The sequence below is a fragment of the Kineosporia corallincola genome, from assembly GCF_018499875.1.
Lineage (GTDB): Bacteria > Actinomycetota > Actinomycetes > Actinomycetales > Kineosporiaceae > Kineosporia > Kineosporia corallincola.
The window spans coordinates 1-2,142 of sequence record NZ_JAHBAY010000036.1 but is presented as its reverse complement, the minus strand read 5'-3'; the positions used below and the strand labels follow the sequence as shown (position 1 = coordinate 2,142).

General features: G+C 55.3%; 1 protein-coding gene. It reads left to right on the top strand.

Annotated elements, in window-relative coordinates:
* The first annotated feature begins 586 nt into the window (after positions 1-586).
* Positions 587-1,894: a NucA/NucB deoxyribonuclease domain-containing protein gene (locus KIH74_RS35570; protein ID WP_214160859.1), complete on the top strand. Its 1,308-nt coding sequence runs from the start codon at positions 587-589 to the stop codon at positions 1,892-1,894.
* The last annotated feature ends 248 nt before the right edge of the window (positions 1,895-2,142 follow it).

The window sequence follows — 2,142 nt, the reverse complement described above, 5'->3', positions numbered from 1 at the left end:
AGGAGGCACCACTGGTGTGCTTCCTGCCCTCAACTCATGCCGAACCGCAGTTGCCGAGCAACGGCGACCGCGCCGCGACCACAGCAGAGCCTCAGCTACGGCAGCACTCAGACCAGTTGCCGAACACCGAGGAAGGCCGGGACGCCCCGCCGGGCATGCGGCACCTGCGGCACCGACCCGACGGGGCACCCGGCAGCTCGACGCCAGCGCCAGTCACGCACTGCCGAATTACTCTCTTCTGGATCAAGCTGCGAAGCGGAGCACCCGGGGGAAGCCCACGTATTCACTCACCTTGTCCGGTGAAGAGAAGGAGATGCCCATGTCAGAGGACCTTCGCTACGCACCCTTTGGCCACAGTAAGCGCAGAAAGCCAAAATACCGACGTTCGGGAGGTTTTGGGTTGTCTGCGGTGTCACTCAGATCGGTTGCTTGAGTATGCGTCGAACTGAGAGATCACCCGGTAGAGGAGCAAGAAGGATGGGACTATGCGGCGTAGCCCGAATACAAACCCCGACCTTCGAGTAATCAGCTGAACAGTCGAGGGAAAAGTGGACAAGCGCGGTTTCCGCGGTGAGAATATAGTGGCATGAAAATTCGCGGCCTGCTACTTGCCCTTTTGCTTGTGCTTATAGTGCCGTCACCGGCATACGGTGCTACTGCTGTGCCTGGCGCAGCAAATGCCGAGAACGGCGACTTCATTCATTTTCGAAACGTTGAATGGAACGGATCGCGGTTCAAGGCAACGGTGGACTGGGATGCCGAAGCCAACTGTTCGAGCTGTATTACAAATATACATCTTGCCTACTACGACAACGAAGGAATGCATTACAGTCGCTATCAAGCAGCTTGGTCCGAGGGAGGCTTTGGTGTTCCATCTTCAGGGGAGATGGATGTTGCCAATGTAGACCCGAGAACATCTCATATTCAAGTCTTACTATTTGGGGCTAGCGTAACGGAAGACAGGATCTTTGCCATCTCGGATCTGGTCGCAGCACCGCAAGAGTCGAGCGCACTAATCGCTGCATCTGCACTACTGGGCACATTACCGGTGGACGATCTTTGTGTGTCTCTTAATGAGATGCCCGGTGCAACCCATTATCGGGGGCTTTCGGTAAGTGACCAATATCAGGACTGTATCACTTTAATCAAGCCCGGAACGACTTCAGCGGACCTCGTGACCCTCCTGCTCGCTTGGGACTCTGGAGAAGGAATCATTCGCTACATTTTCGGCCAAGAGTTTCCGCTTCCGAGTAAGCCGCCCCGAGGCGGAAGCGCTGGAGGCGGAAATACTGGTGGGGGGCAATCGACACCCCCCACCAAGAGACAGCAGGTAGAGAATGGGTATGATCTTGCCCGCGTAATAGAGAGCGTACGGGCATCCGTTCCGTCGCTCCCGTCAACTACTGTCGAGATCGTCGCGCGGGCCTGCGTCAAAGAAATGTCCCTGATTCGTGAAGAGTTTGCGAAGTGTGCGACAACTCCCATTTTCGTGACGGCCAATGAGGCAAGGGAGGCGACTCGGCACGATATTTCGGCACTATCTGTTCGAGATGGACATCCTGAATGGGCTAAGCTGAACTATTTGACGAAACCTAAGAATCCGCAATGGTATGCAAGAGAGCCCGAGTGTGCAGGGAAACGGTCAAGGGCCTGGCACTGCGATGAATTTCCGTTCTGGTCCACTTTACAGGGAGGAGGGGATGCTCATCCTCGACCGTCACTCAGAATTATAAAAGGTGCCGATAATATCGTTCAAGGAAATCGACTTGGTTCATTCATTCGCCGCTGCAAATTGCAGTCACATGATCAGTCGCCTCAGGGCTCGTTATACTTAGTGGTTGCACTAAAGCATAGTCTAAAGATCCAAAACGTTCCGCCCATTTGTCCTGAATGATCTTGTTGGGAACGGTATAGTTTTCAAGCCTCGCCTAGTGGGTTATGGTGGTTGAGGTCTGCACTCGGTGCAGGCGCGTGCGGATTAAGCGGGCGGGGCGGAGGTTATTCCGAGCCGCTCGGGGCGGTGGGGCAGGATTTTCTGCGACGCAAGGTTTCCCGGTCACGCGCCTCGATTCTCGCTGGTTGCCTTCCGATACCCCACCCTGACTCACGAACAACCCCGCAGTCCCAACACAGTCCAGGTCT

Excerpts from the sequence above, each read along its gene's own strand:
- KIH74_RS35570 (WP_214160859.1), top strand. The coding sequence starts at position 587 with ATGAAAATTCGCGGCCTGCTACTTGCCCTTTTGCTTGTGCTTATAGTG.